Below are 16,710 nucleotides of genomic sequence, written 5' to 3'. Positions count from 1 at the left end.
GCACCATGGACGGGCTACATCACGGTGAGCAGACGAAGGGGAACCGTCCGTGCAGTTCGAGGTGTGGGCACCGCAGGCCGACCGTGTGACGCTCCATTGCGAGGGCGCCACGCGCGCGTTGGAGCACGATACCGATCGCGCGGGATGGTGGTGGGGCGAGGCGGAGGCGCGGGACGGGACGCGGTACGGCTTCGCGCTCGACGACGGCCCCGTACTGCCCGATCCGCGCTCGCGCCGGCAGCCGGACGGCCCGGACGGGCTGAGCGCGGTCGTCGACCACGGCCGGTTCGAGTGGCGTACCGAGTGGGCGGGGCGGCCCCTGCCCGGTGCGGTGCTGTACGAGCTGCATGTGGGTACGTACACGCCCGAGGGCACGCTGGACGCGGCCGCCGAACGGCTCGGGCATCTCGTCGAACTGGGCATCACCCACGTCGAGTTGATGCCACTGTGCCCCTTCCCCGGGCGGCACGGCTGGGGGTACGAGGGCGTCTCGCTGTGGGCCGTGCACGAGCCGTACGGCGGGCCCGAGGCACTGAAGCGCTTTGTCGACCGGGCGCATGAACGGGGCCTGGGCGTGATCCTCGACGTGGTGCACAACCACTTCGGCCCGTCCGGGAACCACCTGCCCGCTGTCGGTCCGTACCTCACCGACAAGCACCACACCCCCTGGGGCTCCGCCGTCAACCTGGACGCCCCCGGCTCCGACGAGGTGCGCGCCTATCTCGTCGAGAGCTCGCTGGCCTGGCTGCGGGACTACCGGCTCGACGGGCTGCGCCTCGACGCGGTGCACGCGCTGAAGGACACGCGCGCGTGCCACTTCCTGGAGGAGTTGTCGACGGCCGTCGACGCGCTCTGCGCCGACCTGGGCCGGCCGCTGTCCCTGATCGCCGAGTCGGACCTGAACGACCCCCGGCTGATCACCGCGCGCGAGGAGGGCGGCCTGGGGCTCCACGCCCAGTGGAACGACGACTTCCACCACACCCTGCACACCTCGCTGACCGGCGAGTCCCAGGGCTACTACGCCGACTTCGCGCGTGCCCCGATGGCGGGCCTCGCGAAGACCCTCACCGGCGGCTACTTCCACGACGGCACGTACTCCAGCTTCCGGGACCGGCGCCACGGGCGCCCCCTGGACCGCACGCGCGTCGGGGCGCACCGCCTGCTCGGCTACAGCCAGACCCACGACCAGGTCGGCAACCGGGCCCAGGGCGACCGGCTCGCGGCTTCCCTCTCCCCCGGCCTGCTGGCCTGCGCGGCCACGCTGACGCTGACCGCGCCGTTCACACCGATGCTGTTCATGGGCGAGGAGTGGGCCGCCGGCACCCCCTGGCAGTTCTTCACCGACCACACCGACCCGGAGCTCGCGCAGGCCGTACGGCGGGGCAGACGGCGGGAGTTCGCGGCGCACGGCTGGGCCGAGGAGGACGTGCCCGACCCGCAGGACCCGGCGACCCGGGACCGCTCCTGCCTCGACTGGACCGAGCTCGACGGCGAGCCCCACGCGCGCGTGCTGGCCTGGTACCGCCGTCTGATCACCCTGCGCCACGAGCAGCCCGACCTCACGGATCCCGACCTTTCCGACACCAAGGTGGCCTACGACGAGCAGGGGCGCTGGCTCGCCTTCCGCCGTGGCGACGTACGCGTGGCGGTCAACCTCGCCAAGGCACCGGCGGCCATCCCTCTGGGGCCGCGCCGGGCCACCGTGCTGGCCGCGTGGGAGCCGGTGGAGGCACCGGGCGCCGACGGAGTGCTGCACGTGCCCGGGGAGTCGGGCGTGGTGCTGTTGCAGGGGTGAGCGGCGGGGCGGGGAGCCTCGGCCGTCGCACTTCCCGCCGAGCTACAGCTCCTCCTCCTCCCCGTCGTCCTCCCTGAGCTCCGTCACCCGCTCCAGGAGAATCGCCTCCCAGGCGTGCCGCAGCTGCTTCCTCAGCAGCGGCTGGGGCATGTCGCCCTTGCCGTCGAGGCGGTCCGCGAGGCGGACGACCGCGTCGCAGCGGGCCAGCCAGAGGCCGCGCAGACAGGGGCGGGCCCCGTAGCCGGCGAGGGTGGCGGCGCGGACGGCCGCCGGGGAGCCGACGGCGAGGGCGAGGCCGGCGATGTCCTCGGCGGGGTCGCCGAGGACGGTGTCGGCCCAGCCGAGGACGCCGCGCACCCGGCCGTCGACGCTGACGACGAGGTGGTCGCCGGTCAGGGCGTGGTGGACGAGGACGGCGGTGCCGGGCTGGGCGGCGAGCTGGACGGCGGCCGGCTGGGTGAGCTGACGCAGCCGGGCGGCGTCGAACTCGTCGGCGTCGGCGAGCCGTGCGGCGGGGCGTTCGGCGGCGCGGCGCAGGGCCTCCAGGGAACGCGGCGCGGCGCGCGGCACACCGAGCGTCTCGGCCTGCCGTGCCGGGACCTCGCGCAGCCCGGTGAGCAGCCCGGCCAGGTCGGCCTCGCCGACGGCGGACACGTCGTGCTCCCCGCCCGCCCCGCCGGGCACCTTGGTGTCCAGGGTGTAGGTCAGCCCGGGCGCCCACTCCCCGTGGGCGACGCTCGTCGGCACCGTGACCGGGACGTGCGGGCGGACGAGGTCGCGCAGCCGCAGTTCGCGGCGCTGCCGCAGAGCGGCCGCACGGTCGGGGGCGAGGCGCAGCACATGGCGGGTGCCGATCCACCAGGTGGCGGGTTCGGCGCCCGGGGCGGCAGGGCGGACCTCGGGTCCGGCCGAGTCGTCCACGCCGTCCTTGAGCAGGGAACGGACCAGTCGACGGACGGTGTCCGCGGTGGGTGTCGGTGCCTGGGTCATGGTCGCGCCGTTGTCGCTCGGGGGTCTACGGGGGCTCCTCGCTCCGGGATCGGTCACCGGGTCAGTCCACTATGACCATCTCGCGGGTCGTGTCGTTGAGGCGCCGGCCGCCGGCCTCGGTGACCGTCACGATGTCCTCGATGCGCACGCCGAAGCGGCCGGGCAGATAGACGCCGGGCTCCACGGAGAAGCACATGCCGGGCACGAGGGGCTGCTCCTCGCCCTCGATCATGTACGGCGGCTCGTGCGTGGTGACGCCGATGCCGTGCCCGGTGCGGTGGATGAAGTACTCGCCGTACCCGGCGTCCGCGATGACCGCGCGGGCGGCCCGGTCGACCTCCTGGCAGGCGACGCCCGGCCGCACCGCCCGGTAGCCGGCCTCCTGGGCCTCGCGCACCAGGTCGTGGACCCGGCGCTCCTCGTCGGTGGGTTCGCCCACGTGGACCGTGCGGGAGGTGTCGGAGCCGTAGCCGTCCTTCAGACCGCCGAAGTCGAGGACGACCATGTCGCCGCGTTCGATGAGGCGGTCGCCCACCTCGTGGTGCGGGTTGGCGCCGTTGGGACCGGAGGCGACGATGGTGAAGTCGACCTGGGAGTGACCGAAGTCGCGGAGCAGGTCGGCGAGGTCGCCCGCGACGTCGGACTCGTGGCGTCCGCCGAAGGGAACCTTGCGGATCTCCTCGAACGTCGCGTCCGCGGCCGCGCCCGCGGCCGCCAACAGCTCCAGCTCCGCCGCGTCCTTGACCGCGCGCAGCATCGGCAGGGCGTCGGTGAGTGAGGCGTAGGAGGTGTCGGGCAGCGCGTGCTGGAGGGCCAGCAGGTGCATCGCCCAGGCGTTGTCGCTGATGCCGAACCGGCCGCTCGCGTCTAGCAGGGTGGCGGTGGCGGCGTAGGGGTCCTTGCCGTCGGTCCAGTCGCGCAGGGTCAGGCCCGGCGCGCCGGCGGCCTTCGCGGCGTCCGGGGCCTCCAGGGCCGGGACGACCAGGACGGGGTCCCGGCCGGGGACGAGGACCAGCAGGGTGAGCCGCTCGGTCTCCGCGGTGGGCGCGTAGCCGGTGAGCCACACCAGGTCCGGGCCGGGTGCCACCAGCAGCCCGGCCAGCCCTGCGTCGGCGGCCGTCCGTGCGGCACGTTCCCTGCGGGCCCGGTAGTCGTCGGCGGTGAAGGGCGCGGGTGCGGTGCCGGTCATCCGGGCCTCCCTGGGCGCGTGAAAGGACTACGGGCAGCATCCTGCCCGGACGGAGGGGGCGGCGCGAGCCGGTCGACGGGTCTGGTCGGTGGGGATTTTCGCGCGCGGCCCGGCACGCGGTCGGCTGTCCTGCGTCGGCTGTCATGCGTCGGCGGTCCTGTGTCAGTCGTCCTGAGTCAGCCGCTGCACGTCAGCCGTTGCGCGTCAGCCGTTGCGCGTCAGCCGTTGCGCGTCAGCCGTTGCGCGTCAGCCGTTGCGCGTCAGCTGTCGAGTGCCATGCGGACGCCGAGGAGCAGCAGCACGCCTCCGGAGACCTGTTCCAGGCGCCGGCGCACGCCCGCGCGGGACAGCACGGTCCTCATCCGGCCGACGAACCACACGTACAGGCTGTAGTAGCCGACCTCGTAGACGGCCCAGAGCGCGGCGAGGCCCACCATGGTCGGCAGATGCGGGGCGCCCTCCGGCACGAACTGCGGGAGGAAGGACAGCGCGAAGACGGCCGCCTTGGGGTTGGCGAGGTTGAGCAGCAGCCCGCCGCGGTAGGAGGCCCAGCCGCTCTTGCGGGTGCCCTCCCACACGGTGTCGTCCGCCCCCTTCGCGCGGCGCGCCTGCCACAGCGTCTGGACGCCGAAGCCGACGAGCACGACCGCCCCGACGATCCGCGTCACGTCGTACGCCACCTCGGAGGCGGTCAGCAGCGCGGTCAGGCCGAACGCGGCGACCACGCCCCAGACGAAGACGCCGGTCTCGTTGCCGAGCACGGTCAGGAAGCCGGAGCGCCTGCTGTGCAGCGACTGCTTGATGATCAGAACGGTGCTGGGCCCCGGCGAGGCGGCGACGAGGGTGCAGGCGCCCAGGAAGGCGATGAGGGTGGTCGGCATGGGGCTCATCGTGGCCTTGCCGACAGAACCTGACCAGTGGTTTTCGCATGCTCCCGCAACGACGGGGAGCGGTCATGTGACGACGCCCGGGATCGCCGTCAGCCGCTGGTGGCCGCCGCCGCGGTGGCGCACCGTCAGGGTGACCTCGCCACCCGGGCGGGCCGCGGCCACCGCTCGCGCGAGGTCGGCGGCCGAGTCGACGCGGACCTTGCCGAACGCGAGAATCACGTCGCGCCTGACCAGACCGGCCGTGTACCCCGGTCCGGGGACGTGGACGCCGACCACGAGGGCGCCCGACGCCTCGGCGTCCACGGCCTCCACACCGAGGGTGGCGACGGCGGCGGGTGCCGGCCCGGATGTCGGCGTCGGGGGCGCCGGGGGCGCCGGGGCCGAGGAACCGGGAGCGGCCGACTCGGCCGGGCCCGCGGGGGCACGCCGGCCCTCCTGCCACTGCAGTTCGGCGATCTCGCCCATGCCGATCACCGTGGCACCGAGCGTGCCGAGTCCGACCCCGGACAGGACCAGGACCGTCCCGGCCAACAGGGCGCACAGCAGGGTGGTGAGCCGTCGGCCGCACCGGCGGGGCGCGGCGTGCGGGCGACGTGCGCCGGGGTCGGGCCCGCCGTCGTCGCCGGGGCTCTGACCTGGCATGGGCTTGGGTCGCAACGCAGTCTGTTCCATCGGATCGCCTCCGGCTGGTGACTACCCTGCGCACCGGCGCACAACGAGCCACGATCGAGTGAGACTGGCCCGGAGTGACCAGACCTGACCCGGTCGCCCTTCAGGACCGTTCACGCAACGCCTCGGCGACCGCCGCCGCCGCTCCCCTGGGCGCACCCGCCCCCGAGCACACCAGTTCCGTCCGGTGTACGACACGCGGTTCGACGACCGGTACGGCGACCGTGCGGGGCACGCCGACGGCCGCCGAGCTCGGGAGCAGGGTCAGGCCGTGGCCCGCCGCGGCCAGCGCGGTCAGGGCGCGGACGTCGGTGCCCTCGTAGCGCAGGGCGCAGCGGAAGCCGTGGCCGCCGTTCGCGCCACGGAGGTGGGCGAGCGGCAGGCCCGCGTCGGGCGCGTCGAGCCACCGGGCGTCGGCGAGGTCACCGAGACGCAGGCCGGTGCGCCCGGCTAGCGGGTGGGTGTCGGGCAGGAGGACGCAGACCGGCTCCTCCCCCACGCCGTACGTGGTCAGCGGGGCCACGTCGGGCAGGCGCAGCGGGTCACTGGGGGCGGCGAGGCCGTCGAGGAGACCGAGGTCCGCCGTGCCGGTGGCGACGGCCGCGGGCACCTCGTCGCGGGGCAGCACGCGCACCGTCACTCCGGAGGCCGGGAGCGCGGCGAGGACGCGGGGTCCGAGCGCGGTCGACGCGGTCGCGAGCGTCAGCTCGTGGCCGGGCGCGGCCGCCATCCGTACGACGTCCGCGCGGGCCGCCTCCAGCCTCAGCAGCAGCGGCCCCGCGTGTTCGAGGAGCCGGCCGCCGGCCACCGTGGGCGCGACGGGGCGGCGGGTGAGCAGGGGTGCGCCGAGGTCCTGTTCGAGCGCGGCGATGTGCTGGGACACCGCCGACTGGGTGTATCCCAGTTCGCGGGCGGCCTCGGAGAACGAGGCGAGGCGTGCGACGGTGACGTACGTACGCAGCAGGTGCGGATCCATGCGGCACAGGATCCCGCATGCCATCAGTACTGCTTATCGGAGGTCCAGCAATCATCGTTGGACGTGAAGTGCGGGCCGCGCCCAGGATGAGGCCATGACGAACACCGTTGCCCGTACGGCAAAGACGGCGAGGCTCGCCCTGGTCGGGGATCGCTCCCCCAACGTCGCCTCGCACTCGCGTGTGCCGCTCCTGCTGGACGCCCTCGCCGAACGCGACCGGCTCGTCCTCGACGCCTACTGGATCCCGTCCGAGGACGCGGCGGCCGACGGCGCGGTGCGCGGCTTCGACGCCGTGTGGGTGCTGCCGGGCAGCCCGTACCGCAGCGAGGCGGGCGTGCTGTCCGCGATCCGCACCGCGCGCGAGGAGGGAATCCCGTTCCTCGGCACCTGCGGCGGCTTCCAGCACGCACTCCTGGAGTACGCGCGGCAGGTGTGCGGACTGACCCGGGTCGCCCACGCCGAGAACGACCCCGGCGCGGACGACTTGCTCATCGAACCCCTGGCGTGCTCCCTGGCCGGTCACGAGGCAGTGGTCCGGATCGAGCCGGGCACGCTCGCCCAGTCGGTGATCGGCTCGGAGCGGACCGTCGAACGGTACTTCTGCGCGTACGGCCCCTCCCGTCACCTCGACACCCTGCGCGCACATGGACTGCGCTTCTCCGGGCACGACGAGGACGGTCACGTCCGGATCGCCGAACTGCCCGGCCATCCCTTCTTCCTGGCCACGCTGTTCCAGCCGGAGCTGTCCGGCGACGGCTCGCGCCCGCACCCCGTCGTTGGGGCGCTGGCGCGAGCCGCGGTCGAACACGCGGCCGGGAAGGGCGCTGCCCGCGCGTGACGCGTCGCTCTCCTGAACCACGCCACACGCGCGTGCGTCAGCCCGTGTGCCCCTCCCCGTGGCCGCCGTGCCCGCCGCCGTGGTCGAACTTCAGCGCCTCCGCGGGCATGACGACGAAGGGCCGCATCATGCCCATGTCCTCGTGCTCCAGGAGGTGGCAGTGGTACATGAACCTGCCGTACGCGCCGTCGAATGTGCCCATGACGCGCAGTATCTGGTTGCCGGGCACCCGGAAGACGTCCTTGTAGCCGCGCTCGTTGGGCGCCAGCGGGATGGAGGTGCCGGCGTCGTACCTGATCGGGCTGCGGGTGCCGCCGACCGCCGGGTCGAAGCCCGAGACGTCGTAGGCGTCCCGGCCCAGCAGTTGGAAGTCGGCCAGGTGGATGTGCATGGGGTGGACGATCGGGGCGAGGTTGAGGAAGCTCCACTGTTCATGACTGCCCTCGGCGATGGTGAAGCCGAGGCCGTCGTTGAACGTCCGGGCGGTGCGCCGGTAGGTCTTGGTCTTCCCGTCCGGGCCGGTGACCTGGATGACGCCGTCGGTGGGGACCTGGATGTCGCCCGCGTCCTGGACCTCCGCCATCTCCCACATCTCCGGGTGGCCGCCCGCGCCCTTGGTGGCGGGCGGGGTGAGCACGATCAGCCGGTGGCCGTGCTCGATGTCGTGGGTGAGCCGGCGGAAGGAGCCGGACAGCACCTCGGGCAGTTCGAAGGTGTCCCTCTCATGGCTCTCCCCGACCCGGAACTCCATGACCGCCGGATAGCGCACGTCGCCCGCCGGGTCGGGCACGCCCGGCGGCTGGTTACGGCCCTTGTTGACCAGGCGGAGCCTGCGGCCCGCGAGCCCGCGGAAGTCGACGAGCAGGTCGAAGCGCTCGGCCGGCGCCGCGGTCAGCGTGGGCAGCGCGTCGTCGAAGTCGACCGGCACCGGGCGCGGCAGCAGTCCGCCGTCGCTGCCGATCTGGTGGACGATGCCCGGCACCGGGTTGTCGTCCTCGTCGACCAGGACGAGGCTGTAGATGCGCGCGTTGGACGCGTTGACCAGCCGGAAGCGGTACCAGGCGTCGTCCACCTCGGTGTACGGCCAGATGCGGCCGTTGACGGTGGTGTACGGGCCGCTGAACGGGATCGAGACGGGCTTGCCCGTCTCCGGGTTCTTCTCCTGGACGATCACCGTCTTGTGCAGCAGCCGGCCGTTGAGACGGCCGTCCTCGTCGGTGTCGAGGTTGCGGTCGGCGAGCAGCAGCGGGATCTCCCGCACGCCGCAGGGGAGTTGGAGGGCGTCCTCCTCGTCGTCCCGGACGAGGTACGTACCGTACAGGCCCGTCATCACGTTCCACCGCGTGATGTTCATGGCGTGGTCGTGGTACCACCATTGGACCGCCTGGTGGTCGTTCGGATACTCGGACAGCTGGGCGTCGCCGAAGCCGACGGCGTTGTCCGCCCAGCCGTCGTTGCCGCCGCCCGTCTGGGCGCCGTGCAGATGGGTCACCGACCAGGCGGGCAGGGCGGCGACGTCCTTGTTGGGCTCGACGCCCTCGCGGCCGGGCTCGGTGGTGGCGGGTGGACGGCCGTCCGTGCGCAGCGGCACCTCCACCGAAGTGACCGGGTACTCGCTGCCCCCGGGGATGCGGTTGGTCCAGGCGATGCGGACGCGCTGTCCGCGCCGCACCTCGATGGTCGGGCCCGGCACCTGGCCGTCGTATCCCCACATCAGGGTCGGCGGCAGCTGCGGGTGCAGGCGCACCCAGGCCGGGCGCACGGCGATCTCTGTCTCGCGTAAGACGTCCCCCGACGCCGGTCGCAGGACGGTGGGTACGGGCAGCGGGGCCGCGTACGGCGTGAGTTCGCCGCCCTCGGCCTTGGTGTCGCTGTGCGTGAACCTCTCGATGATGTCGGTCAAGGTCGAACACCCCCGTGTGTTCTCGTTGTCTGTTCCCCTCACCCCAAAAGACTCGCAGCGCATCGCCCAAGTTCCCTGAATATCCCGTTCCGCACGAAAAGTTTCGGAAACCGCATCCGGAGGCCGAAAGTCCGTTGTCAGTGGCGGCTGTTACGTTCTGTGACATGACCGATCACGCGCTGCGGCTGCTCCGGGCTGACACCCGCCTGGCCGAACTGGCCGCCCTTGCCCTCGACTTCGACATCGACCGTGCGGCCCACGGCCACGTCGAAGAGGTCCGCCTCGCCTCGGGCGGCCCGCTCGACATAGTCGCGGGGGACGCCGGCGGCGGTACGTACTTCGTGTGCGCGGACGGTTCGATGCTGTACGCCGACTCGGAGGGCTCGGCCGGGATCATCGGATCCAGCGTCGACGAGGCGCTGGAGATCATGATCGGTCTGGCGGAGGCCGACGAGGAGGAGGACGACGAAGACGACGAGGACTACGAGGAGCCCCATCGCCGTGGCCTTGAGGAGGCACGGGCCGAGCTGCGCGCCGCGCTGGGCTTCTGCGAGCGCCCTCCCACCGAGCTCGAAGCCCTGCTGCGGGCCGCGCTCCTGCGCACCGAGCCCGACTTCGTGCTGTTGAACGCGACGGAGCACAACGCCTACCAGCTGCTCGACTCCTGTCCTCGCCCACCCCTGTGGGAGCCGGTGCTCGCGGGCGGCCACGCCGATCTCGCCCTGCTGCGGGCGGGTGACCGTGCGGCCTGGGGCGCGGTGGCCGAGGATCCCGTGCGGCGCCGGCTCACCCTGCGGGCCGCGCAGTTCGACCGCGCCGAGGGCGACTTGGAAGCGCTGCGCCATCTGCTGCGGCACGAGGCGTCGGCGTCGATGACGGACGAACTGCGGCTCGCGGCCGTGCTGGTGGGGCTGCGCGGAGACACCGGGGACCTGCCGCTGCTGCACGAGGTGCGCGAGACGGACTTCGACACGGCGTGCGGCCTCAGCGGCATGCCGGAACCCGGTGCGAGCGCAGACGAGTTGTGCGAGTGGGCCCAGGAGCTCGACGACTCGCTCTTCGGTGCGGATCCGGCGGACGAACCCTTGAGCACGTGGACGGACCTGGCCCGCGACCAGGGCATGACCGAGCTCGCCCGGGTCGCCCTGATCCGCGACCTCGACGAGATCGTCATGGACCAGAGCAGACTGCGCCGCCCCGACGCGCCGCGGGCACTGTCCACGGCCCCGTTGCGCGCGCTCGCCCGCGACTTCGAGGAGCTCGGCGACCGCACCCAGGCACTGCGCGCCCAGCGTCTGAACACCGCGTTGCAGGAGAAGGCCTGGGACCGGGTCTCGGCCCTTCTCGACCAGGCCCGCCTGGAGCGTGCGGACGGTCAACTGGCGCAGGCGGTGCGGAGCCTGGCGAACCTGCGGGCCACCCTGACGGCGCCCGGGGACGACTCCCTGCGTCACTGGCAGGGGGTCTACTTCGGCCGTTTCATCGCCGAGGAGCACTACCGGCTCACCCATGCCCTGGCCGACGCCGACCTCGCCGAGGAGGCCCGGACGCTCCTCGGGTCCGCCGACGCCATACTCGGCGAGCTCTCGGGGAACGCCGCGAACGGCATACGAGAGCTCGCCGAGGGGACCGGCGCGCGGGTGCGGGAGATCAGCTGAGGGCGGGCATGGCCGGCGCGCGGTCCGGCAGGAAGCCGTGCGAGCGGCGGGCCAGGTAGTCCGCCTTGTAGCGGTCGACCTCCCGGTGCCAGTTCAGGATGCCGGCCATCCAGTTCTGGAGGTCGACCACATAGTTCCGCATGATCTCCCGGGCCTCTTCCGAGAGCTCGAAGTCCTCGTACACGACGGGCAGTTCGTGTGCGGCCACATGCTCGAACTGCTGCATGCGCTGGGTCATCAGATCGTGCACGACGGCGAGCGCGCTCGGGTAGTCGATGCCGAAGAAGTTCTGCACGACGAGGATCGCGTTGTGGATCTCGCCCTCGTACTCGATCTCCTTCTGGTACGAGAAGACGTCGTTGAGGAGGCAGGCGTAGTCGATGGCGGCGTTCTCCAGCGAGCGGACGGGTCCGCTGCGGTACACCTCCGGCGGGACGGCGGGGCCGTGGCCCATCCGGCACAGGCTGAGGGTGAGGTCGGAGCCGAAGGTGGCCCTGCGCATCTCCAGATAGTCGACCGGGTCGGGGATGCGGTTCTGGAGCTGGTTGGACAGCTCCCACACCCAGCTCTCGGTCATGACGTCGACCGCGTCCCTGAGGAAGCGCCGTTGGCCGGGAGTCATGTCCGCGGTCGTACGCGCCCACAGGTCGATCAGGCCGCGCTCCATGGCGTTGAGCGGGAGGGTGGCCGGCTCGCCGTCGACGGGCATGCACGCCGAGAGGCGCTGGGTGGTGAGCCGGGCGGCGGCGAGGTCGCGGCGGTTACCGAAGACGAGGGGGTAGTAGTCGTCACCGTAGGTGCCCCAGGCGAGCCACTGCGAGCTGAGGTCGAGGGCCTCGGGCGTGGCGTCCGGGTCCAGGCCGGCCGCGCACAGCGGAAGGTCGCAGGCGGCGAGCTTGTCCTCGTCCCAGACGCCCTCCTGGAGGATGCCCATACGGTGCGCCCACTCGGTCAGGCGGTGGCGGGCGGCGGCGAGATGCGGGCTGAGCTCCAGCTGGAAGGGCATGTAGAAGTCGGGGAGCCGGGAGGGGCCGACCTTCTGGTAGGGCATGTGCGTGTAGGCACGCAGGCGTTCGGCGCCGGCCGCCGCGAGCAGCGCGCCGACGTCGGCGGCGGAGGTGCCGGGACCGGACGGAGCCCGCCAGGGCGCGGTCGGCTCGGCGCGCTGGTTCATGTACCTGCTGGAGCGCATGTGCCATTCGTGGCCGCCGGACTGCCAGTCCTGAAGCCCCTGGGTGTACGCGGCCACCGCGGCGACCTCCTGGGGCGTGAGCCCCTTCTCCAGCGCCACGGCCGGGACCTCGGTGAGGGCGGTGTGCTCGAACTGGTGGAGCCGGGAGGTGAGGACGTTGTTGACGGTGTCGGCGGCCTCCTGGGTGCTGCAGCCGAAGAAGGTCTCCAGGACCAGGACGCCGTTGCTGAGTTCGCCCTCGTCCTCGACCTCGCGCTGGTAGGAGAACAGGTCGTTGCGCAGGTGCACGGCGTCCGAGAAGGTCTCCATCAGGACCCTGAGCGGCCTCGACCCGGCCACGGACGCGGGCACTTCGGACGTCGCGTACTCCACGAGGCCCGACGACCAGGGGGCGCCGCCCACCTTGCGGCGCATCTCGATGTACTCGACCGGGTTGGAGACCCGGCCCTCGTTGATGTTGGACAGCTCCCAGAGGGACTCGTTCAGGAGGTGTTCGGTGGCCACGGAGAAGCGCCGGCGCCAGTCGGCGGACATGTTGGGCACCGTGCGCGTCCACAGGTCGGCCAGGCCCGCCTCGACCGGGTTCTGCGGCTCGGGCATCGGGGTCGACAGGTCCATCGGCATGAACAGGGGCAGCCGGTCCAGGTACGCCTTGCCGCCGACGCGGTCCTGCGTGCGCTTGAAGATCTCCAGGAAGTGGTCGTCGAAGAAGAAGACCCACACGTACCAGTCGGTGATGAGGGAGAGGGCGGGGCCGTCGCACTCGGGGTGGGTGTAGGCGCAGAGCAGGCCGTAGTCGTGCGCGTCCAGGTCGGCCTGCTCCCAGACCCCGGACCCCTCCAGCATGCCCATCTCGCGTGCCCACTCGGTCGAGTGGGCACGCGCCTCGTCGACGTGCGGGTTCAGCCGCGCGGGGTACGGCATGTAGAAGTGCGGGAGTTCGAAGGGCTGCTGCGTCATGGCCGGGGCCCTACCCCTGGGGCTCAAGTGGCATCCGTGACGCGGCACATGATCACACCATCGCGTGAATCACGGGTGAATCCGGGAGTTCTCGACGGGCCTTGTGGCGTTCATCTCTACGCGCGCAGACTTCTCCCACCTCATGTGTCCACCTCCCTTTTCCGGAGTCGCGATGAACCTCACCGGATCGCTCTCACGCCGCACGGCGCTCGCCTCCCTCGCCGGGGCGGCTCTGGCCACGACCGCGGCGCTCCCGGCCTCGGCGGCCGAGCGGCACGGCCGCCGGTCCGTCCGGTTCGCCACCTTCAACGCCTCCCTGAACCGCTCCACCCAGGGCGCGCTGATCACCGACCTGTCCACACCGGACAACGCCCAGGCGCGCAACGTGGCCGAGACCATCCAGCGCGTCGACCCGGACGTCCTGCTGGTCAACGAGTTCGACTACGACGAGCAGGGCAGGGCGGTCCGTCTGTTCCTGCGCAACTACCTGGCCGTCGGTCACAACGGGGCGAGGCCGGTCCGCTTCCCGTACCACTACACCGCTCCCGTGAACACGGGCGTCGCCTCCGGCGTGGACCTCGACGGGAAGAACGGCGCCGTCACGACGCCCGGTTCGGACGCGTACGGGCAGGACGCCTACGGCTACGGCTGGTTCCCGGGGCAGTACGGCATGGTCGTGCTGTCGAAGTTCCCGATCGACACGCGCGCGGTGCGCTCCTTCCAGCGCTTCCTGTGGAAGGACATGCCGGGGCACGTCATGCCCCCGGCCTACTACAGCGACGAGGCCCGCGCGATCCTGCGGCTGTCTTCGAAGAGCCACTGGGACGTACCGGTGTGCGTCGGGAACTCCACCGTGCACTTCCTGGTCTCGCATCCGACGCCGCCCACCTTCGACGGCCCGGAGGACCGCAACGGCCGCCGCAACCACGACGAGATCCGACTGTGGGCCGACTACATCGGCGGGCGGCGCCGCAGTTCCTACCTCTACGACGACAAGGGCAGGCGCGGCGGGCTGCGGCCCGGTGCGCGGTTCGTGATCGCGGGCGACAACAACGCCGATCCGTACGACGGTGACAGCTACTCCCACGCCATACGGCAGTTGCTCGACCACTCCGCGGTGAATCTTCCGGCCGGCCCGCCGGCCAGTGCGGGCGGCGTGGAGGCGGCGAGGCTCCAGGGCGGCGCCAACGCCTCGCACCTCGGCGACCCGGCGTACGACACGTCCGACTTCGGTGACACCGCTCCCGGGAACCTGCGCGTCGACTACGTCCTGCCGTCCAAGGGGCTCACACCTGGTGCGAACGGTGTCTTCTGGCCGACGTCCGACGACCCGCTGTACCGGCTGGTGGGGAACGGTACGACGGTGCCGACGTCCGATCACCGGCTGGTGTGGCAGGACGTGCGCGTGGGCTGAGCGGCGGGTTGAGGGAACGCCGACGTGGACGAACAGCACACAGACCCGGACGCGTCAATCTGTCGGTCTTCACCGATATGCGCCACCTTGGTCGCATGACCTCCTTCACACTCCCCCACGAGCTGCACGGCGATGGCGCCCACAAGGTGTTCGCCGTGCACGGATGGTTCGCCGACCGGTCCGCCTACGCGGGCGTCCTCCCCGACCTCGACCGAACGGAGTTCACCTACGCCCTCGTCGATCTGCGCGGCTACGGCGACGCGAAGGACGCCGCCGGCGCCTGTACGACCACCGAGGCGGCCCTCGACCTGGTGGAACTGGCCGACCGGCTCGGCTGGGAGCGGTTCTCGGTGGTCGGGCACTCGATGGGCGGCGCGGTCGGGCAGCGCCTCCTCTCCGTCGCCCCGCATCGACTGCGCAGGCTGGCCGGGGTCTCCCCCGTGCCCGCGTCGGGGCTGGCCCTGCCGCCGGAGCAGTGGGAGTTGTTCGCGGACGCGGCGCACACTCCGGGCAACCGGCGCGCCATCATCGACATCACCACCGGTGGCCGTCGGCCGGCCGCCTGGCTGGACCGTATGGTCGCCCGTTCGCTGGCGGTCAGCGACCAGAAGGCGTTCCGCGCCTGGCTGGACTCCTGGGCCGGGGAGGACTTCCACACACAGGTCGAGGGCTCGCCGATCCCCGCGCTCGCCGTGACCGGCGCCCTCGACCCGGCCCTGTCCACCGACCTCGTCCGCCTGACGTGGATGACCTGGTATCCGCGGGCCGAGCTGCGTGAACTGCCCGCCGCGGGCCACTACGCGATGGACGAGACCCCGCTGGAACTGATCCGCGTGGTCGAGGACTTCCTGCGCGCGGACGGCTCGGACCGCGCGGCCCAAGGCGAGCGGGCGTGACCGTCCCCGACGCACCGCCCGTCCCCGATGTCTTCGACCCCCGGCAGTACGCCACCGGCGTGCCCTACGACGCCTATCGCGTCCTGCGCGACCGGCACCCCGTGGTCCGGCAGGAGGAGCACGAGGTGCTGGGCCGGCCGGCCGGGCCCGGGTTCTGGGCGGTGACCCGGCATGCGGACGTGGTGCGGGTACTCAAGGACTCGGCGGCGTACTCGTCGCACCTCGGCGCGACGCAGATCCGCGATCCCGACCCGGACGACCTGCCGTTCATCCGGCGCATGATGCTCCATCAGGATCCGCCGGGGCACGGCCGGTTGAGACGGCTCGTGAGCCGGGCCTTCACTCCCGGCCGTATCGAACGGTTCACCAGGATCACGGAGCGGCGGGCCCGCACGCTCCTCGCGCGGGCCCTGGAGACGGCGCGCGCGGCGGACAGCACCGTCGACCTGGTCACCGCCGTGACCGACGACTACGCCCTGCTCAACCTGGCCGACCTGCTCGGCGTGCCGGAGGCCGACCGCAAGCTTCTGCTGCACTGGACCCAGCGGGTGATCGGCTACCAGGACCCCGACGAGGCGGGGCCCCCGGTGCTGGACGCGCACGGCAGACCGGTCAATCCGCGGTCGCCCGCGATGCTGCGGGACATGTTCGGATACGCCCGCCAACTGGCCGCGCACAAACGGCGCTGCCCCGACGACGACGTGATGACCACCCTCGCCCTCCCCCAGTTCTCGAATTCGCTCGAACCGGGCGGTGCCCCCATCGCCGAACTCACGGGGCCCGAGCTGGAGATGTTCTTCTTCCTGCTCACGGTCGCGGGCAACGACACCGTCCGCGGCGCGGCACCGGGCGGGCTGCCGGCACTGGCGGAGCACCCGGAGTCGTACCGGCGGCTACGCGCCGGTCAGGCCGAACTCCCGTCCGCTGTCGACGAGTTGCTGCGCCGGCATCCGCCGGTCCTCACCTTCCGCCGCACCGCCGCCCAGGACACGGAGCTGGCCGAGCGGCGTATTCGCGCGGGCGACAAGGTGGTCGTCTTCCACGCCTCCGCCAACCGCGACGAACGGGTCTTCACCGACCCGCACCGGCTGGATCTGTGCCGCGCCCCGAACCCGCATGTCTCCTTCGGCGACGGCCCGCATGTCTGCCTGGGCGCGCTCCCCCAGAGGGGGTACCCCCATCGCGCGGCTCCAGCTGCGGGTCCTCTACCGGGAGGCCCTGCGGGTCCTGCCGGAACTACGGACGGCCGGGCCGCCCAGGCGGCTGGTGTCCAACTTCATCAACGGACTCAAGTCGCTGCCCGTGCGGATCACTTGAGCCGAGGGCGCCGACCGGCGGGA

Annotated in this window: 12 protein-coding genes and 1 pseudogene; 6 read left to right on the top strand and 7 right to left on the bottom strand. The window is 72.3% G+C overall.

The genetic code is table 11. From position 1 onward, the window contains the following. Nucleotides 1-49 precede the first annotated feature (49 nt). On the top strand, nt 50-1,795 hold the full coding sequence (gene treZ, locus ACFU95_RS06585) for a malto-oligosyltrehalose trehalohydrolase (protein WP_383822652.1): 1,746 nt from the start codon (nt 50-52) through the stop codon (nt 1,793-1,795). A 42-nt stretch (nt 1,796-1,837) separates the two neighbouring features. Here the strand turns inward: treZ and ACFU95_RS06580 are convergent, their stop codons facing one another. The 5 genes from ACFU95_RS06580 to ACFU95_RS06560 all read right to left on the bottom strand — a co-directional run bounded on the left by ACFU95_RS06580 (nt 1,838) and on the right by ACFU95_RS06560 (nt 6,509). After that, the gene (locus ACFU95_RS06580) at nt 1,838-2,785 is read right to left on the bottom strand and encodes an aminoglycoside phosphotransferase family protein (RefSeq protein WP_383822649.1); all 948 of its coding nucleotides are present in this window, start codon (nt 2,783-2,785) and stop codon (nt 1,838-1,840) included. A 61-nt stretch (nt 2,786-2,846) separates the two neighbouring features. Then, entirely contained in the window at nt 2,847-3,974 is a 1,128-nt protein-coding gene (locus tag ACFU95_RS06575; RefSeq protein WP_383822646.1) for an aminopeptidase P family protein, read from the bottom strand. 260 nt (nt 3,975-4,234) lie between these two features. Continuing rightward, complete coding sequence (locus tag ACFU95_RS06570) at nt 4,235-4,855, bottom strand: LysE family translocator (RefSeq protein WP_383822643.1); 621 nt, start codon at nt 4,853-4,855, stop codon at nt 4,235-4,237. Nucleotides 4,856-4,927: 72 nt separating this feature from the next. Next, nucleotides 4,928-5,536, bottom strand: a complete 609-nt coding sequence (locus ACFU95_RS06565) for a PDZ domain-containing protein (RefSeq protein ID WP_383822640.1) — start codon at nt 5,534-5,536, stop codon at nt 4,928-4,930. A gap of 100 nt (nt 5,537-5,636) precedes the next feature. Beyond that, nucleotides 5,637-6,509 carry a LysR family transcriptional regulator gene (locus tag ACFU95_RS06560; RefSeq protein ID WP_383822637.1) on the bottom strand — a complete coding sequence of 291 codons (873 nt, stop codon included), beginning with the start codon at nt 6,507-6,509 and terminating at the stop codon, nt 5,637-5,639. A gap of 94 nt (nt 6,510-6,603) precedes the next feature. Between ACFU95_RS06560 and ACFU95_RS06555 the strand changes: the two genes are divergently transcribed. Beyond that, nucleotides 6,604-7,347 carry a hypothetical protein gene (locus tag ACFU95_RS06555; RefSeq protein ID WP_383822634.1) on the top strand — a complete coding sequence of 248 codons (744 nt, stop codon included), beginning with the start codon at nt 6,604-6,606 and terminating at the stop codon, nt 7,345-7,347. A 37-nt stretch (nt 7,348-7,384) separates the two neighbouring features. Here the strand turns inward: ACFU95_RS06555 and phsA are convergent, their stop codons facing one another. Next, on the bottom strand, nt 7,385-9,250 hold the full coding sequence (phsA, locus tag ACFU95_RS06550) for an O-aminophenol oxidase PhsA (RefSeq protein WP_383822631.1): 1,866 nt from the start codon (nt 9,248-9,250) through the stop codon (nt 7,385-7,387). A 164-nt stretch (nt 9,251-9,414) separates the two neighbouring features. Here phsA and ACFU95_RS06545 point away from each other — a divergent pair, with 164 nt between their 5' ends. Further along, complete coding sequence (locus tag ACFU95_RS06545) at nt 9,415-10,908, top strand: hypothetical protein (protein WP_383822629.1); 1,494 nt, start codon at nt 9,415-9,417, stop codon at nt 10,906-10,908. Here ACFU95_RS06545 and cyc2 read toward each other — a convergent pair. Further along, nucleotides 10,901-13,060: a germacradienol/geosmin synthase Cyc2 gene (gene cyc2, locus ACFU95_RS06540; protein ID WP_383822627.1), complete on the bottom strand. Its 2,160-nt coding sequence runs from the start codon at nt 13,058-13,060 to the stop codon at nt 10,901-10,903. The two genes, ACFU95_RS06545 and cyc2, sit on opposite strands and share 8 nt — an antisense overlap. 172 nt (nt 13,061-13,232) lie before the next feature. Here cyc2 and ACFU95_RS06535 point away from each other — a divergent pair, with 172 nt between their 5' ends. The 3 genes and pseudogenes from ACFU95_RS06535 (at nt 13,233) to ACFU95_RS06525 (ending at nt 16,687) form a co-directional block, all read left to right on the top strand. Then, nucleotides 13,233-14,474 carry an endonuclease/exonuclease/phosphatase family protein gene (locus ACFU95_RS06535; RefSeq protein WP_383822624.1) on the top strand — a complete coding sequence of 414 codons (1,242 nt, stop codon included), beginning with the start codon at nt 13,233-13,235 and terminating at the stop codon, nt 14,472-14,474. Between the two features lie 95 nt (nt 14,475-14,569). After that, entirely contained in the window at nt 14,570-15,370 is an 801-nt protein-coding gene (locus ACFU95_RS06530; protein ID WP_383822622.1) for an alpha/beta fold hydrolase, read from the top strand. Then, nucleotides 15,367-16,687: pseudogene (locus tag ACFU95_RS06525) on the top strand (cytochrome P450). The gene ACFU95_RS06530 and the pseudogene ACFU95_RS06525 overlap by 4 nt, the downstream one beginning before the upstream one ends. Nucleotides 16,688-16,710 lie beyond the last annotated feature (23 nt).

The organism is Streptomyces sp. NPDC057623, from assembly GCF_042800355.1.
Classification (GTDB): Bacteria; Actinomycetota; Actinomycetes; order Streptomycetales; family Streptomycetaceae; genus Streptomyces.
Note: the sequence above shows the minus strand (reverse complement) of the source record. Positions and strands in the feature narration are given on the sequence as shown.